The sequence below is a fragment of the Mesorhizobium sp. M7A.F.Ca.CA.002.04.1.1 genome, assembly GCF_004022805.1.
GTDB lineage: Bacteria > Pseudomonadota > Alphaproteobacteria > Rhizobiales > Rhizobiaceae > Mesorhizobium > Mesorhizobium ciceri.
On sequence record NZ_RZPL01000770.1, the window covers coordinates 1 to 2,552 of the forward strand.

Here is a 2,552-nt window from a genome sequence, read left to right on the forward strand (position 1 = left end):
GAACTGAGCTTACGAAAGTCAAAAAAGCCCCGGAGACGGGGCTTTTTTATTGGAGCGAGGGTAGGCATAATCGGCCAGATCATCATCCTGAACGGTGCGCCGCGATCGAAAAACAAGCATCGCCAAGGCTGTTCAGGAGTGCTTCGATGGCGTCTGGATCAATCTCGGTGTCGACGTTTGCGATCAGGCCATGCCGCCGCGCTATCGACCCGAGATGGGATTGCGGCCCGGTGGCGCGCCTGTGGCAGGAAGAGGTGCACCGGCCCGGCGTGTACGATCTGGAAGTCGACACGTCGCTCCTGAGCCCTGGGCAATGCGCGGACACGCTCGCAGAGCAGCTTCGGCAAGGACCGTATCGAACAGCGTTTCGGAAATGTCCAACCCATCCAGCGCCGCCCTTGAGGCGTTTTGACCGGCATGCCGCCGCAGGCGAGTTCGTCCAGATCGGCGAATTTACATCCCGCAAAGGGCCGGCGATTGCATGGTGGAGCTCTCAGCGGCCGCGCTGTCCGACTCGAAACGGGTCAGCAAATATCCGCACGCCTTCCAGATCGCGACCATCAGGGATGCGCCCGCATAGCCATCCACGGCATAGTGCCAGCCAAGCACGACGGATCCGACCATAATGACGCCGCGAATAACCACATCACAACACCGGCCAGCCGAGACCGCCGCGTTGCATAGAGAGCGAACAGCACCGCCATCGCAACGTGCAGGGATGGGAAGGCGGATATACCGACGCTGCCGGTAGTTGCGCCGGTGTAGCCACCCCACAGCATATCCTGCGTGTTGAGCGCCCAGATTGGATAGATGCGATCGGCGGTGGCGAGTGCTTGCATGAGGGCGTGAAAGTCGTTGCCGAACCCCAATCGCTCGTAAAAGCAAGGGCCAGCCGACGACAGGCCCATCGCGAGGAAGAAGCCACCCAGCGTCCACACCGTCATGAAGCTCATCAGGAACTGGTGACGCAGCTTCGTATCCTTGCGTGCGATGCACACGGTGAAAACCGCGGTAATGAGCACGACGAACCAGAAATTGTAAGCGATGTTGATGATCTTCAATGCAAGCGGCGACTGGACGGTAAACCACAACCATTCGTGCGGGGCTCGACCGAAATGCAGGATGCGGTCGGCCTGAGCCAATGCCTTGTCCCATGCAAACGGAGAGAGGATTGCAATGGCTCCCTTCAACACACCGATCGCGGATATGAAGGCAAGACCCGCACCCAGGCCATTCAGGCTGTTGGCAATGCGTTCGGCGTCGCCAAAGAATCTACCCAGTGACTTGAGGAAGGTGTGCAGCGGTTCGGTATCCCGCTGGACCAGCGCAAGATGGAGAAGCGTCCCAAGTGCAAAGGCTGAGCCGCAAATCCAGAAGGCGATGAAAAGATACTCAGCGTATTCCTCCAGAACGCCGAAATCCGGCATGTTTCCAGTGTGCCACCCGACTGCGCTTGCCAGAAGCAGCGCAGCGGCAGCCATAGCGTGCAGCAGCCGGTGTCGCCAAAAGGCATCCGCCAAGATGCCAAGAAAAGCACGCTCGACAATTGCCCCCGCCAGTGGGGCCGATGCCGCAACCGAATGTTCCATGGTTTTGAAGCCCCACAGCTCGCCACGCGTTAGCATTTTACCGTGAGATGGTTCGATATTTCCTAATCAGACGATTAGAGTTGCAAACGGTTGAGTCGGCACTGGGCACGGCCGGGCATTAGAATCGGCTTCTGGACTGAACGGCGCTTGTTAGTCCGATATTCTCGACCCGGTCCACCACATCATTGGCGGACCTCCCGCTCTCAATTTTTGAGTGCAGTCCGTATCTTTTCGGCGTTACCGACCAGAATCTCCGGCTTCTCCATCTCGCCCGTGTGCGGCTTCAGCGGGATGCCGTCGAAGCGCGGAATGACATGCACATGCAGATGATAGACGGTCTGCCCTGAGGCCGGCTCATTGAACTGCATGACGGTGACGCCATCGGCGCCGAAGGCCTTTTTCACCGCCAGCGCCACTTTCTGAACGGCGCTCAAGAGATGGCCGAAAATTGACGGATCGGCATCGAGAAGGTTGCGCGACGGCGCTTTCGGCACCACCAGCGTATGGCCGGGCCCCTGCGGCATCACATCCATGAAGGCGATGACCGCGTCATCCTCGTAGACACGGTGCGAGGGAATTTCGCCGCGCAGGATCTTGGCGAAAATGTTGTCGGTATCGTAGGCGGCCTCGGTCATGGCGAACGCTCCGGATTGTGCCTTCGTGTAGCGAAGGCGTCGAAATTCGGCAAGATAATCGTCGCCCCCCAGCCGGCCAGCCGGGGCTACTCCTCGAGATCCTTGCGGAACGGGGTATGCTCTTCCAGATATTCGCTCATCCGCTCCACCTCCTGCCGTTCGCGCCGAAGATAGTCGGCGACGGCGTTGCGCAGGCCTGGGTGCGCAATGTAGTGCGCGGAATGCATGGTCACCGGCCGGTAGCCGCGCGCCAGCTTGTGCTCGCCCTGCGCTCCCGCCTCGACCACCTTGAGCTTGCGCTCGATGGCGAAGTCGATCGCCTGATGAT

The 2,552-nt window shown here is 59.6% G+C and carries 3 protein-coding genes and 1 pseudogene; 1 reads left to right on the forward strand and 3 read right to left on the reverse strand.

All coding sequences use genetic code 11. The annotated features are described in order from the left end of the window. Positions 1 to 66 precede the first annotated feature (66 nt). A pseudogene (locus tag ENZ75_RS28175) lies at positions 67 to 374 on the forward strand (hypothetical protein); the annotation flags it as partial. 186 nt (positions 375 to 560) lie between these two features. Here ENZ75_RS28175 and ENZ75_RS28180 read toward each other — a convergent pair. The 3 genes from ENZ75_RS28180 to ENZ75_RS28190 form a co-directional block, all read right to left on the reverse strand. Then, positions 561 to 1,589: a phosphatase PAP2 family protein gene (locus ENZ75_RS28180; RefSeq protein WP_244514298.1), complete on the reverse strand. Its 1,029-nt coding sequence runs from the start codon at positions 1,587 to 1,589 to the stop codon at positions 561 to 563. A gap of 203 nt (positions 1,590 to 1,792) precedes the next feature. Next, complete coding sequence (locus ENZ75_RS28185; RefSeq protein ID WP_013531772.1) at positions 1,793 to 2,224, reverse strand: HIT family protein; 432 nt, start codon at positions 2,222 to 2,224, stop codon at positions 1,793 to 1,795. A gap of 86 nt (positions 2,225 to 2,310) precedes the next feature. Further along, positions 2,311 to 2,552 (reverse strand): peptidogalycan biosysnthesis protein (locus tag ENZ75_RS28190; protein WP_206617117.1); only part of this gene is annotated, 242 nt, incomplete at its 5' end.

What these genes read in the sequence shown, in the direction of transcription:
- ENZ75_RS28180 (WP_244514298.1), bottom strand. Translation starts at nt 1,589, where the DNA reads ATGGAACATTCGGTTGCGGCATCGGCCCCACTGGCGGGGGCAATTGTC.
- ENZ75_RS28185 (WP_013531772.1), bottom strand. Translation starts at nt 2,224, where the DNA reads ATGACCGAGGCCGCCTACGATACCGACAACATTTTCGCCAAGATCCTG.